This is a genomic window from Shewanella sp. 1CM18E (assembly GCF_023161665.1).
Lineage (GTDB): Bacteria > Pseudomonadota > Gammaproteobacteria > Enterobacterales > Shewanellaceae > Shewanella.
Map to the genome: position 1 here is coordinate 127,172 of NZ_JALNTW010000004.1, position 21,123 is coordinate 148,294.

At 43.6% G+C, this 21,123-nt stretch carries 13 protein-coding genes; 3 read left to right on the forward strand and 10 right to left on the reverse strand.

The window, feature by feature from the left end:
* Positions 1 to 170 precede the first annotated feature (170 nt).
* Complete coding sequence (locus tag MSG37_RS07870) at positions 171 to 2,414, reverse strand: S9 family peptidase (protein WP_248470039.1); 2,244 nt, start codon at positions 2,412 to 2,414, stop codon at positions 171 to 173.
* Between the two features lie 268 nt (positions 2,415 to 2,682).
* Here MSG37_RS07870 and MSG37_RS07875 point away from each other — a divergent pair, with 268 nt between their 5' ends.
* Positions 2,683 to 3,672 (forward strand): class 1 fructose-bisphosphatase, encoded by a 990-nt coding sequence (locus MSG37_RS07875; protein ID WP_248470040.1) that lies wholly within the window; start codon positions 2,683 to 2,685, stop codon positions 3,670 to 3,672.
* A gap of 493 nt (positions 3,673 to 4,165) precedes the next feature.
* On the opposite strand, the gene MSG37_RS07880 is transcribed toward MSG37_RS07875, so the two are convergent.
* The 8 genes from MSG37_RS07880 to MSG37_RS07915 form a co-directional block, all read right to left on the reverse strand.
* Positions 4,166 to 5,524 carry a DUF4041 domain-containing protein gene (locus tag MSG37_RS07880; RefSeq protein ID WP_248470041.1) on the reverse strand — a complete coding sequence of 453 codons (1,359 nt, stop codon included), beginning with the start codon at positions 5,522 to 5,524 and terminating at the stop codon, positions 4,166 to 4,168.
* A gap of 472 nt (positions 5,525 to 5,996) precedes the next feature.
* Positions 5,997 to 6,962: an ABC transporter permease gene (locus MSG37_RS07885; RefSeq protein ID WP_248470042.1), complete on the reverse strand. Its 966-nt coding sequence runs from the start codon at positions 6,960 to 6,962 to the stop codon at positions 5,997 to 5,999.
* 3 nt (positions 6,963 to 6,965) lie between these two features.
* Complete coding sequence (locus MSG37_RS07890; protein ID WP_248470043.1) at positions 6,966 to 8,096, reverse strand: ABC transporter permease; 1,131 nt, start codon at positions 8,094 to 8,096, stop codon at positions 6,966 to 6,968.
* Positions 8,093 to 9,682, reverse strand: a complete 1,590-nt coding sequence (locus tag MSG37_RS07895; protein WP_248470044.1) for an ABC transporter ATP-binding protein — start codon at positions 9,680 to 9,682, stop codon at positions 8,093 to 8,095. The genes MSG37_RS07890 and MSG37_RS07895 overlap by 4 nt, the downstream gene beginning before the upstream one ends.
* Positions 9,683 to 9,825: 143 nt before the next feature.
* Positions 9,826 to 10,830, reverse strand: coding sequence for a BMP family ABC transporter substrate-binding protein (locus tag MSG37_RS07900; RefSeq protein WP_248470045.1), 1,005 nt, complete (start codon positions 10,828 to 10,830; stop codon positions 9,826 to 9,828).
* An 896-nt stretch (positions 10,831 to 11,726) separates the two neighbouring features.
* Complete coding sequence (locus tag MSG37_RS07905) at positions 11,727 to 12,572, reverse strand: enoyl-CoA hydratase/isomerase family protein (RefSeq protein WP_248470046.1); 846 nt, start codon at positions 12,570 to 12,572, stop codon at positions 11,727 to 11,729.
* Between the two features lie 219 nt (positions 12,573 to 12,791).
* On the reverse strand, positions 12,792 to 13,427 hold the full coding sequence (locus MSG37_RS07910; protein ID WP_248470047.1) for a 3'-5' exonuclease: 636 nt from the start codon (positions 13,425 to 13,427) through the stop codon (positions 12,792 to 12,794).
* Between the two features lie 205 nt (positions 13,428 to 13,632).
* Positions 13,633 to 15,423, reverse strand: coding sequence for a flavocytochrome c (locus MSG37_RS07915; RefSeq protein WP_275974316.1), 1,791 nt, complete (start codon positions 15,421 to 15,423; stop codon positions 13,633 to 13,635).
* Positions 15,424 to 15,820: 397 nt separating this feature from the next.
* Between MSG37_RS07915 and MSG37_RS07920 the strand changes: the two genes are divergently transcribed.
* Both MSG37_RS07920 and MSG37_RS07925 read left to right on the forward strand, forming a co-directional pair.
* Complete coding sequence (locus MSG37_RS07920; protein WP_248470048.1) at positions 15,821 to 17,830, forward strand: ATP-binding protein; 2,010 nt, start codon at positions 15,821 to 15,823, stop codon at positions 17,828 to 17,830.
* Between the two features lie 54 nt (positions 17,831 to 17,884).
* Positions 17,885 to 19,267 carry a sigma 54-interacting transcriptional regulator gene (locus tag MSG37_RS07925; protein ID WP_248470049.1) on the forward strand — a complete coding sequence of 461 codons (1,383 nt, stop codon included), beginning with the start codon at positions 17,885 to 17,887 and terminating at the stop codon, positions 19,265 to 19,267.
* A gap of 435 nt (positions 19,268 to 19,702) precedes the next feature.
* Here MSG37_RS07925 and MSG37_RS07930 read toward each other — a convergent pair whose 3' ends face one another.
* Positions 19,703 to 20,947, reverse strand: a complete 1,245-nt coding sequence (locus MSG37_RS07930; protein WP_248470050.1) for a dicarboxylate/amino acid:cation symporter — start codon at positions 20,945 to 20,947, stop codon at positions 19,703 to 19,705.
* Positions 20,948 to 21,123 lie beyond the last annotated feature (176 nt).

Genomic DNA, 21,123 nt, shown 5'->3' on the forward strand with positions numbered 1-21,123 from the left:
ATCTAATTTTTCTTTAGCTATATCAGCAATATAAACACTCAAGTCTCAATATATTTACTGTTGATTGCTGCAATAAAAAAGCACTTACCATTAACCTTAGCTAATGAATAAGTGCCTTTAAATTGATAGTAAGCTTTATCTCAAGCTAACTAATAATGCTGCTAAGACAATTAATTGCCTTTAAGCTCTCGCTCTAAGAAGTCTGCCAATGAGCGATACAAATGTACTCGTACCTTCTCGCCGCGCATAGAGTGCTTAGAACCTGGATAATCGATCATCTGGAACAGCTTGCCCTCATCCTGCAGCGCCTTGTAAACCCGAGTACTGTTTTCAAATAATACGTTATCGTCAGCCATACCGTGGTACATCAACAATCCTGACTCATAGCCGCCAACGTACGGCAACACACTGCTGGCCTCATAGCCTTTAGCATTGGTTTTTGGGTTACCCATATAACGCTCTGTGTAATGAGTGTCATACAAAGACCAGTCTGACACTGGTGCACCCGAGATCGCCGCTTTAAAGTAGTCAGGTGCTTTAAAGATGCTCATCAATGCCATATAGCCACCATAGCTATGACCATAAATAGCAATATTGTCGCTATCGACATAAGGCAGAGTGCGCAAGTGATCCACACCGACTTTTTGATCATTCACTTCAACTTCGCCAAGCTGCTTGTAAATCACATACTCAAACTTAGTACCACGATGGGCTGAGCCACGGTTATCGAGCTGATAAACAATATAACCTTGCTGCAAAAGATGCTGAGTGAAGTAATCTTGATGGCTCCAGCTATTTACCACCAGCTGTGCATGAGGGCCGCCATAAACGCGCACCACAACCGGATACTTTTTAGAAGCATCAAAGTTAGTAGGTTTGAATAGTCGATACTGCAGCATTTGGCCGTCTTCGGCTTTTAACTCACCAAACTCAGGGACTTGCCACAAGCCAAAGTAGTCATAAAGCGGATGGCCTTTTTTAACCTCATTTTGCTCAACCCAAGCGAGACGCTTGCCACTTTGATCATGCAAACTCACCTGAGGTGGCTGCGATAAACTACTAAAGTAATCTAGGTATACAGGTTTATTATCGGCAAATACCGTTGAATGCATGCCGCTGCGCTGACTAATGGTTTCAACCTTGCCACCTTCAAGAGCGACGCGGTAAAGCAGCTTCTCAGTGACTTTGGTTTTACGACCAGTAAAGTAAACTTCACCGGCTTTTTCATCAATATACTCAACCGCATCAACCGCCCAATCACCGGAGGTGAGTTGACGGATCACTTTGCCGTCTAAACCAATCAAGTACAGATGATTAAAACCATCACGCTCGGACGCCCAGATAAAGGCCTTTTGCTGCTTTAAAAAGTGCAGATCATCATTAAGGTTGACCCAAGCTTCACTGCGCTCTTTAACTAAGTCTTTATCATTTTTAACATCAGCAATTGCCACAACACGTAGATCAAGCGCTTGTTGATCGCGGCTCTGCCATTGATACGACAAATGTTTGCTGTCAGGTAGCCACTTAACCCGTGGCAAGTAGATATCGCTATCTTTACCTAAATCCACCCAAGCGACTTTTTTATCTTTCAGCGTCACGACACCAAGCTCAACTTTGACGTTATCCTCGCCAGCATAGGGATAACGCTGCTCGGTCAGCTTAATTCCGTCGGCATAAATTTCGTTACGGGTAACTAATTCCACGCCCGATTCATCGATGCGAGTATAGGCAATCGCCGACTCATCCGGCGCCCACCAGTAGCCAGTCATTCTGCCCATCTCTTCTTGGGCAACAAACTCAGCCATAGCGTTTTTAATCGCGCCGCCGCCATCGGATGTCAGTGCAATCACTTTTTGTGTTTTTAAGTCCAACACATACAAGTTTTGCTCACGCACAAACGACACGAAGTGCCCTTTTGGTGACAATCTCGCATCGGTAGCAAAGCCTTCTCCGGTTGCCAGCAACTTGACCTTATTATCTGCAACCGAGTAGTAATACAGCTGGCCCGCAGCAGGGATTAGAATCGCCTCACCATCTTTAGACCAAAAGTACTCCATGATCCCTTGACCATAAATACGCTGACGCTCGCGGCGCGCCTTTTCTTCATCCGACAGTTCACCGGTCTCAAGCTTATCGGCATCAATTAGCAGGCTTTGCTCACCAGTTGCCACATCCATCTGCCATAAGTCATACAAATGTTGATTATCTTTACGTCCAGCAAGATAGGTAACACGCTTGCCATCCGGAGACAGCTTGAGCCCTCGAGGGCTGCTACCAGCAAGTGCAGGGGAAGCGTACATACGCTCAATAGTGAGTGGCTCAGTGCCACCGGGGAGTGATGATGCTTGAGCTGCTGTAGAGCTAAGCACTAAAGGCAAAGAGGCTAACAGTAAACTCATCCAATTTTTTTTCATTATTATTCCCTGGATTAAACCCGAACTCGTCTTTAGTTAAATTTGAATCAGTTAACTGACAGTTCGGCTGAAAATTCGCCTACATTGTGCCTTAATCATTAGCAAAACAAAAACTATGCTCAAATGACATCACTCTTAGCAGTTGAAAGCCAATCTTTACAGCTGAAAAAACTAGCGTTCTCAGGTATCATCGCGTCAATAATAAAGAATACACTTTTGTCCTGACCTCAAACTCAATTTACTCACGTAAAATTGTATAGGAAACAAGATGCAAACTCTGGCTGAAAACCTGACATCACAAGCAATTTCCCCTACTCTTGAAAAACTTATTCTGACATTAGCTAATACTTCTAAAGAGATTAGCCACGCGGTTCGTCACGGCGCACTAGCCGGCGTGTTAGGCGCAACAGAACAAGAAAACGTTCAAGGCGAGACGCAGAAGAAACTCGATATCATCACCAATGATATGCTTAAAGATGCCCTAAAGGCTGACGGCACAGTGCGCGGCATCGCCTCTGAAGAGGAAGACTATGTGGTTGAAGCCGATGCCAACGGCGAGTTCCTAGTGTGTTTTGACCCGCTAGATGGCTCTTCAAACATCGACATTAACTCACTAGTGGGTACTATCTTCTCAGTATTACCAGCGCCAGCAGGCGAGCTAACAGAAAATAGTTTCTTACAAGCAGGTCGCAACCAAGTCGCAGCGGGTTATGTGCTATACGGCCCATCAACTATGTTGGCATTAACAACTGGTCAAGGCGTACAGCTATTTACCCTGAACCCAGAAACTAACGAGTTCTTGCTAACAGATGGCGCAATGGCGATTAGCAAAGACACCGGTGAGTTTGCCATTAACATGTCAAACCAACGCTTCTGGGAAGCGCCAATGCAGACTTACATCAGCGATTTATTGCTAGGTAAGATTGGCCCACGTGAAAAGTCATTCAACATGCGTTGGATTGCCGCTATGGTTGGCGATGTACACCGCGTACTTTGTCGCGGCGGTATCTTCACTTACCCAACAGACAACAAGAACCCTGAAAAGCCATACAAGCTACGTTTAATGTACGAAGCTAACCCAATGGCATTCTTGGTTGAGCAAGCGGGCGGTAAAGCGTCTACTGGTTATGAAACCATTATGGATATTCAGCCAACTGAAATTCACCAACGTGTAGCGGTGATTTTAGGCTCTGCCAATGAAGTAGATATTTGTCTTGAGTATCATCAGGTGGATTATTCTGAAGAACCAGTTTTGTAAGCTTCAGTCGCTAAGCTGCTGATCTTGTTTTAAAGAAAAAGCACAATCCTATGTTAGTTAGGGTTGTGCTTTTTTTTGCGCCGAACTTTTTGGCGCAGGGAGCTTGTTGTTATCAGACTGCGCCTGACTCAAGTCTTTCAGTTAGACTGCGTCTAACAACTTAATCAAGCTGCGCTTGATAAACGTCGTGGGATTCCATCCCACACCCGGGCAAGGAGGACTGCTCGTCCTTATCCTCCTTGCATCCACCATGACGCCCCCGACGAAGTTGTTGATCCTCACTCATTTTCGAAAATATCTATCGCCTCATATTCGCCATCCATGGCTCACCTAAGGCTATCTCGGCATCCATGCCTCAATCACGACATTTATCTTCAATGACCTCGGCAACTCCGATGGGGAATTGGTGTTTTATGTAGGATTTGGCTACTTATTCTAACAACAAGCGTTACAAACTTGAGCCGTCATCCTGAAAGCAATTAGAAGCATCGTTTTAGATGGTTTCAGGTAAACACTCGTCATTATTTAACGATTTCTTTTCTCTTTGAGCTCTAATAGCAAGAGTTTCTCGATATTCTCGAGCTTCGGCAGTTTCAATAAACTCTGCATCAGGACTAATGGAGAGAGCTGCCTTTTCTATCTCAGATAATGAAACATTAAAAAACTCTTTCCTTTGATTAACAAGATTCAAACGCTGCTCATCAAACAGTTTATGTAGCTCTTTTTCTAGTCTTGGAGCATCATTTGAGTGAATCATTGCATGGACGTCAAACAAAAAAGGCACACTTGCATCGCCTAGCTCTCTAACGCGATCCAACGGATCTAAACGTCTAGTCATACCTATTTTATAAACATTTTCACCAAACGAACCAGTATTAGAAATAACATATACGTGCCCCATTTTAGTCTGTTCAGCCATCGATTTAGCTCTTTCACTTTGCAAATGAGCTTTGAGCAACTGAGTATTAAGTTCCTCAATTTTCTCATTGAGCTTATCGAGTTTAGATCCTGTCGCTTTTTCAGCTTCGAGTTTTGCCTTCTCTAACAAACTTTGGTATTTATCTTCTTCTTTTTGCGCTTGCATAAACTCTTTTTCAAGCTTTGCTTCTTCTCGCATCTGTTGGCGAATTTCAGCTTGTTCTTCTTTTTCTCTCTGCTTCTTTTCTTGATATTCATGAGTTAGTCGAAGCTCATCAAGCTTTAGATTCAAATATATACGGTTGATATGAATTGAATTTGACTCATTCAACTTATTGATGGCGTCAAAAGCTTTTTCGATTCTTAACTCCATTCTATCTGCGTTACTCCATGAAACCTTACTAATAGCCGCGTCACACTCATTATTGAATGCTCGAGCAGTCATCCTAATATTCCGGTTTGTCATGGTTCGACCTTTAACCTTACTTCCATCCACTGACCAATCTGTAGAGCATGTAATAGCATTTTTATCAGTAATCATCTGTTTCTGTAGAGCTTTGATTTCAGATAATTTATCTTTGAAATTCTCTGATGTGTCATAATCAAAATGAGGCTTATAAAAACCTAACTGTGCTAATTCTATATCCTCATCATAAACGGCAGCTTCAAACTTCAGCTGATCATATATCTTTCTTTTTTCACTGTAGCTAACCTTAAGCTCTTCTATTTGTTTTAAAATTTTACTTTCAGTAGATATAGCTTCCTGCTCTTTTTCATTTGCAGTACTTAACCTAGTTTCAATTTCCTTATCTATATCAATAATTTTCGAATACTTATTTTCGTATTCCTTAGCTTTCCTATATGTTTTTATGCCAAAAAATACACTAACTAATAGTCCAAATAATAGGACGACTAAAATAGGTTCGTACTGCATTTATTTTCGCTCCTGAATATGAAGCTTACACATTAATCTCTGGTAAGAATTCACCAAAACAAAAATCAATATAAAACAATACTATGTGATGTAAAACACATATCATTGCCAACAGAAAACACCAGTTCCCCATCGGAGTTGCCGATGTTATTGAAGTCAATCGCGTGAGCGAGGCATGGATGCCGAGATAGCCTTAGGTGAGCCATGGATGGCGAATATGAGGCGATAGCGATTGTCGAAAATAACTGAGGAATCACAACTTCGTAGGGGCGGCTCGGGAGATGCAAGAGGGGGAAGCTGTTGTCCCCCTCTTGCCCGAGTGTGAGCTGGAAGCTCACGACTTTGGTCAGGCGCAGCCTGATGCATTACCAATGTGGCAACGCCACGACTTTAGTTGTTAGACGAAGTCTAACTGAATCACTTTTATCAAGCGAAGTTTGATTGGCATAATCAACGATAAACCACGCTATCGCTAGCGTGATTTAACGTAAGGTTTACCAATCGCCTTTGGTCCTACTGCGCGGCCAATAAAGCCTGCTAGTAGCAATACCGTCAGGATATAAGGTAATACCTCAATCGCTTGTACTGGGATTTCGCCAACTAACGGTAACTCTACACCTTGTAGACGAATCGCAATCGCGTCTAAGAAACCAAACAGCAAACAACCAAACAGTACTGGTACAGGCTTCCACTTACCGAAAATCAACGCCGCTAACGCGATAAAGCCTTTACCTGCACTCATGTTTGGCACAAAGCCGGCGCTGTGGGCAGTCGATAAGTAAGCACCTGCCATACCCGCTAACACACCAGCAATAATCAGTGCGCGGTAACGGATCCAAGCAACTGAAATACCCGCGGTATCTACCGCATGTGGGTTTTCACCGGCTGCACGTAATCGCAAACCAAAACGGGTTTTATAAACAATCCAGTAAACCGCTGGTACTGCAAATAGCGACAGATACACTAAGAAGTTGTGCCCTGATATTAGCTGACTATAAACCATGCCAATAACCGGTACATCGGCTAATGCATCGGCAAATGGCAGCGTGATAGCGGTAAAGCGTGAGTCATCAGTTAGCGCTGGTGTTTGGCCACCTAAGCCGAACCAGAAACGACCTAGGGTAACGGTTAAGCCCACTGCTAGCATGTTGATTGCTACGCCTGATACGATTTGGTCGCCGCGGTGAGTAATGGTTGCAAAACCATGCACCAATGACAGCATCACTGAAACAGCAATACCCGCCAGCAGACCAAGCCACACAGAGCCTGTGACTGTAGCGGTTGCCGCTGCTGCAAAGGCGGCAGAAAGCATCTTGCCTTCTAGGGCGATGTTAACGATACCTGAGCGTTCTGAGAACAAGCCTGCCAATGCAGCTAAGATAAGCGGCGCCGATACACGTAGGGTTGCATCTAAGATTAGAATGATATTCTCAAACATAATTTATGCCTCCGCCTTAACGTTGCCGATGGCTGCTTTCTTCTGATTAAGAAACACAAATAGCTTCTCAGTCGGTTTAACTAGCATCAATGCTAATGCACCACTAAATAGCACCACTAATGCTTGCACTACTTGGATCATTTCACGGTCGATATTCGGGTAGTCAAACGACAGCTCAGCGCCGCCTTGATACAGCACGCCAAATAGAATACTCGCCAAAATAATACCAATAGGATGACTACGACCAATCAAACACACGGCAATACCGGTAAAGCCATAACCGGCTACAAAGTCGAGTTTTAGCTGCTGGCTATACCCTTGCACTTCATTCAAGCCCATCATGCCCGATAGCGCACCAGAGATAAGCATCACCACAATGATCAGCTTCTTGTAGTTAATGCCGCCGTATTCAGCCGCACTTGGGCTCGCACCCATTGCGCGGATGGCATAACCCCAACGCGTACGCCACAGCAATGCCCACACAAGTACACAGCAGATAAGCGCAATAAAGAAACTTAGGTTCATTGGAGATTGTGAGAAAGAGAAGCCAAACCATGCAGCCATTTCATGGAACATAGGTAAGCCAGCGCTATCTTCAAATACCCGCGATACAGGCGCCATTTGGCCTTCAAGCTTAAGCACGTTTACTAGCAGGTAAACCATTAGCGCTGACGCGATAAAGTTAAACATGATGGTGGTAATAACGATGTGGCTACCACGGTACGCCTGTAAGTACGCAGGAATAAGCGCAAACAACGCACCAAACAGCATACTGGCAAGCATGGTGATCGGCAGCAATGCCCAGAAAGGCAAGGTACTATCAAGCGCCAAACAAGCTAGTCCGACACCTAAGCCGCCCATATAAGCTTGGCCTTCACCACCAATATTAAATAGGCCGGCAGAGAATGCCATTGCCACTGCTAACCCAGTAAAGATAAAGTTGGTTGCATAGTAAAGCGTGTAACCAATACCTTCTTGATAACCGAGCGCGCCACGTACCATCACACCTGCAGCTTCTATCGGGTTAACGTCAACCGCAATAAAAATGCCAGCGGCAAACGCAAAAGCAAACATGATATTAATCAGAGGTAAAACAAAAATGTTTACCCAAGATGGGATTTTAGAGTCGTTCATATTTGAGCTCCATTATCCGCAGCCAGCTCATCAGGCAGTATGTTTGCCATCATCATTCCTAAAGTTTTCTCATCAGCCTTGCTGGCATCAATCTCACCAACCACATGGCCGTCAAACATCACTATAATTCTGTCAGCAAGTGACATCACTTCATCTAGCTCAACAGACACCAGCAAAATACCCTTGCCTTGCTCACGTAGCTCAATAATGCGTTTATGAATAAACTCAATCGCACCAATATCGACGCCACGGGTCGGCTGACCAATCAGTAAGATATCTGGGTCTTGATCCACTTCGCGGGCAATAATGAGTTTTTGCTGGTTACCACCAGAGAATAGTGAGCTTTTCAGCTTAGGATCACGCGGTCTAACATCCCACTCATCCATTAAGCGCTTACACTCAGAGGTAATGAATTTTGGCTTGTTAAATAAAGGACCGTTGTACTGTGACTGGTTATGGTGACCAAGAATGGCAGATTCTTCCGCACTGAAAGTCTTGATTAAGCCCATCACCAATCTATCTTCTGGTATATGGCCCAGCTTTAATTTACGCATACCATCGGCGCAAGTTGGGTTATTGGCGTCAATCACCTTATCGCCAACTTTAATTGAACCGCGGGTTGGCGTAATAAGCCCTGCAAGTGCGCTTAATAGCTCTGATTGACCATTACCAGAGACACCAGCAACACCAACGACTTCACCGGCCTTAATTTCAATCGACACATCTTTAAGACGGTCTACGCCCATTGAGTCGGTATAGGTAAGGTTATGAGTTGAAAGCAATACATCAGTTGGATTGGCATCGCTTTTTTCAGCTTTAAGGCGCACCTTGCGGCCAACCATTAATTCAGCGAGTTCTTCTTTATTGGTGTGCGCGGTTTCTCTGTGAGCCACCATTTCACCTTGGCGCATTACCGACACATTGTCAGTCGCCGACAGGATCTCTTTAAGCTTATGGGTGATAAGTAAAATCGTCACACCCTGCGCGCGCAAGGCATCAAAAATATGGAATAGATGCTCAGTTTCTTGTGGCGTCAGCACGCCAGTAGGCTCATCTAGAATCAGGATTTTTGCACCGCGATATAGCGCTTTTAAGATTTCAACCCGCTGCTGTAGGCCAACCGAAAGTTCTTCAATAAGGCTATCGAGTGGTACATCGAGTTGGTACTCTTTAGCTAAACGCTCAAGCTCTTTACGTGCTTTTCTCAGGCTAGGTTTAAGTAAACCGCCCTCTTCAGCACCTAAAATAACGTTCTCAAGTACGGTAAAGTTATCAACCAACATAAAGTGCTGATGCACCATGCCGATGCCATAACTGATGGCTTCTTTTGAGTTAGCTAGCTTACGCTCGATACCATCAATTAGAATCTCACCTTTATCAGCGGTGTAGAAGCCATAAATGATGTTCATCAAGGTAGATTTACCTGCACCGTTCTCACCGATAATGCCGTGAATGGTGCCAGCAGGAATTTTTAAGCAGATATCTTTGTTGGCGTGAACAGCGCCAAATCTCTTGTCGATACCACGAAGCTCTAAGGCTACGGGACGCTCATTTGATTTTTCTTTTGCGTGTGTAGACATGGTCATAATTATCTCAAATGCCTAAGCAGGCATTGATGACTAAACATTGATCAAATATTGAATTAATAGAAAATTAACTCTTAAAAATTACCACTTACAACAAAGCTCCCCAGTCAAAAACCAGAGAGCTTTATCTATGTTAATACCGCTTAGTATTTACAAGTGTTGTCTTTCATGTAGTCATGAACAACAATTTCGCCTGCAATGATTTTCTTAGTGATATCAGCAAGCTTTGCTTCCATTTCTGGAGTCACTAGTGCACGGTTATGCTCGTCTAATGCCCAGTTAACACCGTTTTCTTTTAGACCGCGGCTATCGATACCAGCAGTAAATTCACCTTTCTGTGCATCTTTGAATACTTCAAAAGTAGCCACGCCCACTAGCTTAACCATAGAAGTTAGCATGACGCCTGGGTGGAGGTAGTTTTGGTTTGAGTCAACACCAATCGCGTACTTACCTTCGTCTTTAGCCGCTTGATAAACACCCACACCAGTGCCACCCGCTGCTGCGAATACTACGTCAGCGCCTTTAGTGAACTGGCTTTTAGACAGCTCAGCACCACGTGCAGGATCGTTCCATGCTGCGATAGTAGAACCAGTCATGTTTTGGAATACTTCAGCATCTTTGCTCATGAACTTCGCACCTTGCTCGTAACCACAAGCAAACTTACGAATTAGCGGAATATCCATACCGCCAACAAAACCAATCTTGTTGGTTTCAGACTTCATTGCAGCAAGTGCACCCACAAGGAATGAACCTTCGTGCTCTTTGAACACGAGTGACTTAACGTTTGGCAAATCAACTACTGAGTCGATAATAACGAATTCAGTTTCAGGGTATTTCTTAGCTACTTTTTCAAGCGCTGAGCCATACATAAAGCCAACAACAACGATAGGGCTAAAGCCGCGACGAGCTAAACGCTCAAGACCCTGTTCACGCTGTGCGTCATTTGAAGGTACGAATTCACGCACCTCAACACCTGCGCTTTCGTTAAACTTCAATACACCATTTTGGTAAACAGCTTGGTTGAAAGACTTATCGAACTTACCCGTGGTATCAAAAGCAACAGCAGGCTTGAAGTCTGCAGCTGTTGCAGCAAACGAACACATTGCTAGAGTGACTGCAGCTGCAGTTGCGCTCAGGATTTTCATCATTCTCGTCCTTATAAGGTATAAGTATTATTTTTGGTATTATTGACGACTCTAAGCAGTAAAAACCCCATGCTTAAAACCATCATTTAAGATCAAGAATCCGGAGCTTACAGCAGCTAGGAATAAGATTACTAGTGCTCCTAATACTCACAAATCAGCCAAAACTGCCAAGCAACCAGTTGTACTTTTAATACAAAAAAACGCCTTAATCTGCGCAAAATCACGCTTTAAATTGAATAAAATTAGCTTTGGTTATTACCGAAGCAATTTAAAGTGGATTATCCTTAAAACAGAACAAGTAAACAGAGGTAAGGCATGACTTTTAGCCTTAAAATACATAGGGATAAAAAGATTGCAAAATACAAAAACAAAGGGGTAACAACATTAATATTTTTAAAGACGAACAATTTCATGAATGAACAAAAATTACTAAACTTAAAGTAAAAACAACTACTTTTAGCTTTCCTTCTTGAAAAACAGTAATTTTTTTACTTAAAAAACAACCGCTAAACAACGCAAAAAAAATAAAAATATTTTTAGTAATTTTTCGTTTGTTTGAGCTGCATCAGTATTTTCAAAACCACAAACAAGATTAAGCCATAACTTTGTAGCGACTTAATTAACCAGTATGAGTCACACTAATCGTTAGGGTAATAGCTAGAATAATCGCGATAACAAGAATGAGAATAATGATAATGAAATTAATGAGAACAGCCATGAAAGTGGGCTCATTAATGAACATAAAAATCAGCCTCTCTATATTTTCACTCAGACAAAATACCAAGTAAAAATAAGACTATCTTCAAGTAATACTGGCAATAAAAAAGCGCAACATCCGAAAGGACGTTACGCTCTATAGTCGTGCAGTAAAACCTAATTAAATAGGGCTTAACAGCTTATTATTTAATATCTTGCACGTTCATAACCAGTTGCTCCCAGTTACGCTGATTTTCAATATCGAGTTGCAAACCTTGTTCATCGGCAATTTGAAAACGCTTAACCGCTGGAGTTTTACTGGTTGCTTGATATAACCAATATGCTTCTGCTTTTAGCGCTTCATCAATAGGCTTATCAATTGACTCGTAAACCATTTGCTTACAAGCATTTATCGACTCAGCTGGAAACTTAGCAATGCGCTGCGCTAACGCATCAACATAAGGGCCTATTTCATCTGGTTCTAGCGCTTTGTTAATCGTGCCGTACGCTTCAGCCTCATCAGCAGTAAAATCGCGAGCACTTAAAATAATCTCTAGCGCACGACCTAAGCCAACTTGACGCGCCATGCGCGATGCACCGCCGCCACAAGGTAGTATCCCCATACCTACTTCCATTTGCATAAACTTAAACTTACCGCGAGCCGCAAAACGCATATCACAAGCTAGGGCAAATTCATGACCACCGCCGCGGGCAAAACCTTCGAGCTTAGCAATTGTAGCTTGAGGTAACTTGCTAATGCGCTCTAACACACTTTGTAGATCAAGCAGCTTAGCCTCGTCACGAGACACAGCTTCGGTAGACATGTCTTTTAAAAGATTTGTGTCGTAGTGACATACCCAAATTTCAGGATTTGCAGACTGGAATACGACTACTTTAACGCTGCTATCACGCTCTAGACGTAGCGCCAAACCGTTAAGATCTGCCAGCATCTCCTGCCCTTGCACATTCACTGTGCCAAAATCAAAAGTCACATACAAAATAGCGTCGTCTTTTTTTGCCGTAAATGTTGTGTAGCCCTCGTAATTCATAACCATATCCTTTCAATTAAAAGTAGTGCCGTTGATTGGTCACCAAGCACATAAAAGATAGGCCAGAGCATTAACTAAAACAATTTAAGAGTTGGCTAAACTAATTCTGCAAAATATTGATAATCAGTATTTTAATATCAACTAATGATTACTGGGCGGGGGTTAAACCATAGTGGCCGTTAAGGTAGTGAATTTACGAGTAATAAGACTAAGCAGAACTTACAACTCAACTAAGTTATGCTTATCTAAGCCATGTTCAACTAAGCTATGTTCACCAAAAATAAATGGCAGAAGCTTTATTGTATTTTGCGCATCAATTAATCCTCGATGATGAGCTCCTTCCATACTATTGCCAGATAGTTCTAAGGCTTTCTTAAGCCCAACCTGTGGCTTAACCCTTTGAGTTTTAGAAAAAGCTTTCTTTAAGTTAACTACAGTAGCAGGCTTATACCCTTGAAGTTGGTGAAAATCACAATCTATGTTTATCTGAATCAAATCATAGGATCCCCAAGAACAAAAAATATAGTCATTATCTGCCGGTAGCCAAGCTTGAAATTGCTTAAAAACATGGCTAAAAACATCTTGTTTTGCTAATAACGATTGTGAGATTCCAGTGAGGTTTGCACAAAATGAACTCAACTGCGGATGCCTTACCGGACGCACGAGTCCGCTGAAGTCATTAACGACCGATAGAGAATTAGTTGTAAGTAACACGGCACCAATTTCTATTATCTCTCTTTCATTTACGGGAATAGAACCATCTTCAGTACACGTATGTTCTACATCAATAATGACTAGATACTGATGTTGATCTAACACCTGTCTGAGACCATCTCTTGTATATTCAAACTCCAATCTATACACCAGTATTTTTGTTTAACCAATAGCGCAAACATACTCGCTGTTCAGCACCACTGCAATTGCCTCTTAAGCTACAAATACAAAAAAGCCTCCATCTATAAGATGAAGGCTTTTGCTTTTAGGCTAAGGCTCAATCGAAGGCTGAAACTTAACTAAAATCCCAACCCCGACTAACAATCTAAGATTAATTTTTCTTAGACTAATTCTTTTTCGAGTACTCAGCTGCGTTCTCACCAGCCATTCTACCGAAGGTGACGATATCAGAGATAGCGTTACCACCTAGGCGGTTAGCACCGTGAACACCACCAGTTACTTCACCAGCACCGTATAGGCCAGGGATAACTTGCTTCTTAGCGTTCATGATTTCAGCTTTAGAGTCAATCTTCACGCCGCCCATAGTGTGGTGTACACCAGGAGTCACTTCGATTGCGTAGTAGTTACCTTCGTTAAGGGCACGAGGTAGGTTTGGACGACCAAAGTCTGCATCCTTACCGCTCTTCACTAGGCTGTTGTAGCGCGCAACAGCTTCAGTTAAGTTCTTACCATCAATACCAGTCATTTCACCTAGTTTAACTAGCGAGTCTGCACTTGGTACTACACCTAGACCGATGTACTTATCAATCTTGCTTAGCGACTTACGTACTGAGTCATCAAATACTAGGAACGCTGACTTACCAGTTTGGTTCAAGATAGCCGCAGATGCTTTGTCACGAGTCGTGATTTCGTTTACGAAACGCTTACCTTCACGGTTAATCAAGATTGCACCGTTACCACGTACCGCTTCAGTGACCATCACACCACCTTTAACAGACAGCGTTGGGTGAGCTTGGATGTATTCTAGATCCTTCATCGCCGCGCCAGCATTTGCTGCTACGTCTAGACCGTCACCTGTTGCACCTGGTTGGTTAGTAGAGATAAAGCCTTTTAGCTTAGGATCAAGTTTTGATACACGCTCGTTGTTCTTAGCAAAACCACCTGTTGCTAGGATAACTGCGTCAGCTTTGATCCAGTAGTAACCTTTGTACATGCCTTTAACTAGTAGGCCTTTAACGTTACCTTTGTCATCTTTGATGATTTCGATACCACGCGTGTTCATACGCATATCGATATCGCGCTTAACAGCGTTATCGTAAAGCACTTGAATTACGTGAGCACCAACACCAGCACCACCTGTTGGACGGTGTGAACGGTTAGCAGAAGCACCACCCATACGACCTACGTCGTTAAGGTCTGCGCCCATTGCAGTTAACCAATCTACAGAACCTTTAGAGTGTGAAGTTAATACTTCAACTAGTTCTGGCTCGTTCAAGTCACGACCACCTTTCATGGTGTCTTTGTACATAGACTCAACGCTGTCTTTAATGTCTTTTGCTTTTTGCTGATCAGTCCAAGCAGCGTTCATGCCGCCAGCTGCTAGCTTAGCGTTACCACCAATTACTGGCTCTTTTTCAATAAGAATAACTTTAGCGCCATGGTCGTGCGCAGATACTGCTGCAGAGAAACCTGCACCACCAGAACCAACAACCACTACGTCAACTGTGTCACGTGGCTCAGCTGCTAGAGCAGCTTGACGATCTGATTGGTCTTTTAATAGTTCATCGATGCTTGGCTCATGACGTTCCCACTTTTTAGTGTATGGCATGTCAAAGTCGAAGCTGTGGCAAGAGTCACAGTAAACCATCGATTTTTCGTGAGCGCTGTGACAAGAAGTACAAGCCACATCGCCAGGGAAATGAGATTCATGGGCATTGTAATGCTCATGCTTAGTTTCTTCAGCAACTTCAGCTAGTGTGCCATGACAAGATACACATTGTGCGTTCTCGTAAGTTAAGCTGTCGTTTGATAGCTCACCGTCTGGCATGTGGCAACTATCACACTCTTGGTTTTCACCATGAAAATCTGCCAAGTTATCAGCCGCCATAGCGTTAGACATTAAGCCTGCTGAGCCTAGAAGCGTTGCAATACACACTGCTTTTTTAAAGTTTTTCATCTCATTTCCTCGCCTTTTATCACCGCCCTGCAGCAGCTGAAAAAAGCTATCACGTTATATTCGACAATCGTTAGCGTTGTCTTAACTACTCAATTCGAGGTAATTTTCTGCCTATTGCTCAATACCAGCAACTACATCGGTTGAATCACCATTGAAACTGAACACTCGATCACAGCTTGCAAAACCGCTCATGCAAACATGCATAACCTGATAAGCCGTTATGCAAAAATGCATAATCTAAAGTTAGCTTGATCACAAATACGCCCAGAACGGCATTTAGCAATTCTAAAAACGAGAAAAACCAATAATTACAGTGACATTAAAAGCCCCAAATAAGCCTTAAAAAGCGAGAAATCCCGCACAGTTATCTTGTATAAGCTCATGCTAAGATTCTTTTATGAAAATATTTGTTAACTTAGTTTGCAGCCTTTACCTGTGTTGCTTGGCATTTTTTGCTCAGGCTGAAACACCGCTGCAACAGCACAGTATTGTGTTTGGTGTTCATTCCAAAACCGCGCCTTTAGAGTGGCGTAATAATGGTGTTGACCAAGGCTTTAACCTGGAGTTGATGGACCGTATCGGTCAGCTTACTAATAAGCGCATCGTTATCCGCCGTAAAAGCTTTCAGCAGCTGCTAACCGATGTACACGACCCATACTCGCCTATCGATGTCATTGCCGTGGTTAGCCCGATCACCATTGACCGCGCTTTGAGCCAGTCTGATCCTATCTATGCCACCCACGCCAAAGCCTATACTTTGCAAGGTAAGTCATTTATCAATGGCTGGGCCGATTTGGTGGGTAAACGTGTCGCCATTAAAAAAGGCGCGTTTGTTGATGTGTATATCTCAGGCAAACAGCAAGACTTTACCCGAGTCGATGTGGATCTGTACGAAACCGGCTTTCAGTTGCTTATTAAAGGCGAAGTGGATGTTGTTATTGCCGAAAACTTTGTTGCTCGGCGTTTAATGCCATTGTACCCATCAATTAGAAGTTCGAGTGATCCGTTAATTTACGGCGCATTTAACTTTGTTAGCAACTATAACAATGCGCCTTTAATGGCGCAGATAAACGATGCCCTACGCCAGCTAAAACTTTCTGGCGAATATGACCGTTTAGTCAATAAGTGGTTTGGTACAGGCCGCGAAAAGGTCGACCTTAACTCAGCTCAAAAACGCATGTTATCTCTGGCGATTTTTGTCAGCTTATTCTCAGCCATCGGCATGCTATTAACTGGTTATATTAGCTTAAGTCTGCGTAAACGCTCTAAATCATTAAAGATTGAACTGGCACAGCGCAAAAGGGCTGAGCAGGCGATCTCTAAGCTATCAAAGCAGTTTCAGTCGGTACTTGATGGTATTCCCCATGGCGTAACCTTATTCAATCAAGACGGAGAATGCCTGTGGAGTAATGACAATAATAATGATCTGCTAACTAACCCTGATTTTCACTACATCGACGGCCAAGCTTTTGAGCTAAAACAAGCATTGAGCGATGCATTGAGTGCGCAAAAATCACAAACCACAGATATGCAGATCGATAATCAATATTGGCAAATGCAGCTACACCCGATTATTGATAAACAAGTGGTTATTTTGCTGGAACAAACCACCGAGCAGCACAGACTGCGCCAAGCTAACGATGAAGCTAGCCGCCTAGCCTCGCTGGGGGAGCTATCGGCAGGTGTTGCCCATGAGATCAATAACCCAACTGGCATTATTATCCATTCCATCGCCTTTATTAGCGATGCACTGCGGGATCTGTCAGAGGCCAGTAGTCAGTATCAAAAGCAAAATCCATTTTGGACCATTGCCGGTATGGCGCCTGATTCAGCCATGGATGAACTGGACTTAAGCAGCCAGTCTATTAATGAGGGCGCAGAGCGCATTAGCCGTATTGTGAATGACTTAAAACACTACGCGCGGCCAACGCTGACTAATGATTATCAACCCACCTGTCTTAATGATGTGGTTGAAGTGTCACTGCGTTTAACAGCCAACCAAACCAAGATTTTTAACGTCACTACTGAGTTAATGTCACCTGCACCAATAGTAATGGGCGATGCGCAGCAGTTGCACCAAGTGTTGATTAATCTGATTCAAAACGCCTGCCACGCCATCAGACAAGATGCCGATTGTTATGAGTGCAATGAGCACATCAATATTACTACCACAGTCGAAGGCAAGCATATTTGCTTGATTGTTACCGACCAAGGCGCAGGGATGGACAGAGCCACCTTGCAACGCATTACAGAACCATTTTTTACCACTAGGCGCTCAAGTGGTGGCACGGGGCTGGGGCTATCTGTGTGTAGCCGTATTATTAAAGAGCATAAAGCCGATATGCAGATCACCTCACGCCTTGGTAAAGGCACTGTGATTAAAATACGCTTTCCGCTGGATTATTAACGCCATGTTCACCTGCTCTGCAAAGAATAGAAGATAAAAAGGATAGCTATCACCATGAAACTTGCTAGAAACATTCTTCTGGTTGACGATGAAGCCTCATGGCTACGAACCTTGTCTATCACGCTAAACCGCTTAGTACCGGAAGCGAAAATTGATACTTGCGTTGATAGTCGCCAAGTGATGAATCGGCTGCAAACTGGCGACTACGCCTTAGTTTTGCTCGATCTGACTATGCCGTTCCATTCTGGTGAAGATTTACTGCAGATGATCCGCAGTGAGTTTCCTAAAACCCGAGTGCTTATCGTTACCGGCGTAAACGAAGTCGACACAGCGGTGCGCTGTATTAAAAATGGTGCTTACGACTACTTTATTAAAACTGATAAGGTCGATGACTTGGCACGCACCGTACGCCGCGCATTGGAAGTAGTCGGGCTTGAGCGTAACTATCTACGCATCAAAGAAAGCTTTTTAAGTCGCACCCTCGACCGCCCAGAAGTGTTTAATAATATCCTCACCTGTGAGCCTGCACTGCTAGATCAATTTAGATATTTAGAAGCGGTAGCATTAAGCCCAGAGCCAATCCTTATTCAAGGTGAAAGCGGCACAGGTAAAGATGAGTTTGCCAAATCTTGTCATCAACTGATTTGCCCCGATGCGCCGTTTATCAACGTAAATCTGGCCGGCATTAGCACTTCAGCGTTTGAGCTGCAGCTTTTTGGTCAATTACATACTGATGATAATGGTAATGTTAGCGCTCAAGCTGGTGTGCTGCATCAAGTACAGTCGGGCCTACTGTATTTAAATGAAATTGGCGATTTACCCATTGAGGCGCAAGCTCGCTTAGTGGATGTGATTGAGCATAAACAGTATTATCCCGTAGGCAGTGATAGAGCCTACCCAGTGCAGTGTAAAATCATCACCTCAACCCAGCATGATCTGCTAGCGCTTAACCAAGCAGGGAAATTTAGAAGCGACCTTTTATATCGATTGCGCTCACACACCATCAAGTTGCCACCGCTTAAAAATCGCAAGCTAGATCTATCTATGCTGATCAATCACTTTATTAGCTTGGCAGCCAAAGAGATGGGCTTATCTGAGCCACAGCAACCAAGCACACTTGCTCAGCAGCTGTCTGAATATGAGTTTCCGGGAAACTTACACGAGTTAAAAGGCATGGTGTTTGACGCAGTCAGTCGCAGCGACGGCGTGGCCCTGAATATCACTCCGTTTATGGAGGCAATTAACCTGTGTAAATCAGCCAGTAACACTGAGAGCGATCAGCTGATTTTCCCTAAGATTTTGCCAACATTAGCGCAAATGAGTGACGCACTTATTCAAGAAGCGATGAACCGCACCGCTAACAGCCAAACTGCTGCCGCGCAAATGCTGGGGATTAGCCAAAGTGCACTCAGCCGCAGGATCACTAAAGAGAAATAGCTTTAACGCAACAAGTAAAAGATCCACCTTCTGAAGAAGGTGGCTTTGATATAATTCCCTAAAAGGGAGCTTTCCTACCGTGCGTTAACAAGACGCCGTAAATATATCCCTATAGGCTCTACTAAATCATCCCTGATTTAGAAGCTTGTACCGCACTATTAGCAAAGCTCACGTATCAATTGAGCTTGTAAGCTATGTTTAAATGAACTTATAAGCCGTGTATCGCATGGATGCTAAGCTCGCCTCCATGGACCCTTTTCTTTCAAAAATGTCGGCGTACTTATAAGTCGTTAAACATCGCCTTAACTCCGAAATTCCATCAAACGTACTTCAGGCAAAGCCTAGTTGATGATAACCACCTACTGAAGTAGGTGGTTTAGGGCTGAAAACAAAAATGCCAGCATGATGCTGGCATTTTTAATTCAATTAACCGTATTAAGCGGTAGCAAGTTTAGCGTCAGTCGCCTTTTCAGTTTCATCAACAATGGTCAGTACCGCAGTGTCACCCACCACGTTACATGAGGTCAGTACCATATCAATTAGACGGTCTAGTGCAGCAACAATTGCAAACGCTTCAACGGGTAGCCCCATCTGATGAATAAGCACGCCAATCATTACCATGCCGCCACCTGGCACGCCACCGGCGCCAACAGACAGTAAGAAGATACTGAACATTAATGCTGGCAACTGCTCCATAGTAATGGGTGCGCCATAAGCATTAGCCACAAAGAAGATAGCAATCGTAATATAAATTGATACGCCGCCCATGTTCATGGTTGCCCCAAGCGGCACACCAAAACCAGCTACTGCACGGTTAACGCCGAGCTTTTCAGTCAAGGTGCGCATCGTCACTGGGATTGTCGCATTTGAGCTAGCAGTAGATAGCGAGAATAAGATCTGCTCACGGGTCTTAGCGCGGAACTCTTTAGCTGACGTTTGAGTAAACAAGCCAACTGCAAATGGGTAAACCACAAAGATCCACAGTAGCAGCAGGCCTAAAATCAATGCAAGGTATTCAACGACGCTGCCAAAGATTGCTGCTTCTAGGGTTGCACCAAGCTTCAACATCAGGGCGAATACACCTATTGGCGCTAACTGCATCACAACGCTAATCAGTTTCATCATGATCTTGTTAGCCACTTGGAAGCCATTCACCGCACTTTGCGCTGCATCGCCAAGAGACTTAATCACGCCGCCAAGTAATAGCGCCATAAAGATAACTTGGAGCATGTTGCCAGAGCTAAATGCTGCAATAGGGTTACTCGGCACTATGCTAACCACTAAATCAACTAAGTTAGGCAGTTCGGTAGCAACGATATCCACACCGCCATTGCTGCCCATATCAACGCCTTTACCTGGAGCGAGCAGCAGCGCTACACCAAGAGCAGCAAATATCGCCACTAAGGTATTGATAATATAAAAACCGAATGTTTTACCGCCCAAGCGGCCAAAGCTGTTGAGATCTTTAAGCTCGCACACGCCGCAAACAATGCTAACGAATACTAATGGTACAACTAACATCATGATCATATTAACGAACATGGTGCCTGCACCAGAGGCTAAATCTACGATAGTGCCAGAGAATAAACTGACGTCTGCAAGTAAGTATTGAATGATAGAGCCAAAAATAAGCCCTGAAAAAAGACCGATAAAGATCCTTGTCGAAAGTGATTTTGTCATTTGCTTGCCTTATTGGACATGTCTTAAATGCATGCCTTCTATTGCCTTCAATGTTGATGAATTATTGATTTTCATCTCTTTGTGGCAGGGATAGTGAAACATGCTGGCACAAATTTCAATGCAAACACGGCAATTAGTTTTTGAAACACCTGTGTAACCAAGTGCCACCGACACAT

Bases quoted from the DNA above. Each gene is read 5' to 3' on its own strand.
- MSG37_RS07890 (WP_248470043.1), bottom strand. From the start codon at position 8,096: ATGAACGACTCTAAAATCCCATCTTGGGTAAACATTTTTGTTTTACCT.
- MSG37_RS07925 (WP_248470049.1), top strand. From the start codon at position 17,885: ATGAAACTTGCTAGAAACATTCTTCTGGTTGACGATGAAGCCTCATGG.
- MSG37_RS07895 (WP_248470044.1), bottom strand. From the start codon at position 9,682: ATGACCATGTCTACACACGCAAAAGAAAAATCAAATGAGCGTCCCGTA.
- MSG37_RS07930 (WP_248470050.1), bottom strand. From the start codon at position 20,947: ATGACAAAATCACTTTCGACAAGGATCTTTATCGGTCTTTTTTCAGGG.
- MSG37_RS07870 (WP_248470039.1), bottom strand. From the start codon at position 2,414: ATGAAAAAAAATTGGATGAGTTTACTGTTAGCCTCTTTGCCTTTAGTG.
- MSG37_RS07915 (WP_275974316.1), bottom strand. From the start codon at position 15,423: ATGAAAAACTTTAAAAAAGCAGTGTGTATTGCAACGCTTCTAGGCTCA.
- MSG37_RS07900 (WP_248470045.1), bottom strand. From the start codon at position 10,830: ATGATGAAAATCCTGAGCGCAACTGCAGCTGCAGTCACTCTAGCAATG.
- MSG37_RS07905 (WP_248470046.1), bottom strand. From the start codon at position 12,572: ATGAATTACGAGGGCTACACAACATTTACGGCAAAAAAAGACGACGCT.
- MSG37_RS07880 (WP_248470041.1), bottom strand. From the start codon at position 5,524: ATGCAGTACGAACCTATTTTAGTCGTCCTATTATTTGGACTATTAGTT.
- MSG37_RS07875 (WP_248470040.1), top strand. From the start codon at position 2,683: ATGCAAACTCTGGCTGAAAACCTGACATCACAAGCAATTTCCCCTACT.
- MSG37_RS07920 (WP_248470048.1), top strand. From the start codon at position 15,821: ATGAAAATATTTGTTAACTTAGTTTGCAGCCTTTACCTGTGTTGCTTG.
- MSG37_RS07885 (WP_248470042.1), bottom strand. From the start codon at position 6,962: ATGTTTGAGAATATCATTCTAATCTTAGATGCAACCCTACGTGTATCG.